This window comes from Clostridium sediminicola (assembly GCF_050402865.1).
Classification (GTDB): Bacteria; Bacillota; Clostridia; order Clostridiales; family Clostridiaceae; genus Clostridium_AF; species Clostridium_AF sediminicola.
Genome location: NZ_BAABMF010000092.1, coordinates 1 through 261 on the forward strand (window position 1 = coordinate 1; position 261 = coordinate 261).

Below are 261 nucleotides of genomic sequence, written 5' to 3' on the forward strand. Positions count from 1 at the left end.
TTATCTCCACCATACATGGGTCTATAGCTCAGCTGGTTAGAGCGCACGCCTGATAAGCGTGAGGTCGGTGGTTCGAGTCCACTTAGACCCACCATTTATGTTCATTGAAAATTGCATAGTGAATTAAAAGAAATACAAAGCTCAAACTGAGCAAACTTTGTAAAAAGTTGATTAAATAACTAAAAGATCAAGCTACAAAGGGCGCACGGTGGATGCCTTGGCACTAGGAGCCGATGAAGGACGTGATAAGCTGCGATAAGC

The 261-nt window shown here is 43.3% G+C and carries 1 tRNA gene and 1 rRNA gene; both read left to right on the plus strand.

Annotated elements, in window-relative coordinates:
- Nucleotides 1-17: 17 nt before the first annotated feature.
- Nucleotides 18-94: transfer RNA gene (locus ACQ3F0_RS26885), tRNA-Ile, on the plus strand.
- A 91-nt stretch (nucleotides 95-185) separates the two neighbouring features.
- Nucleotides 186-261, plus strand: a 23S ribosomal RNA gene (locus tag ACQ3F0_RS26890); the annotation flags it as partial.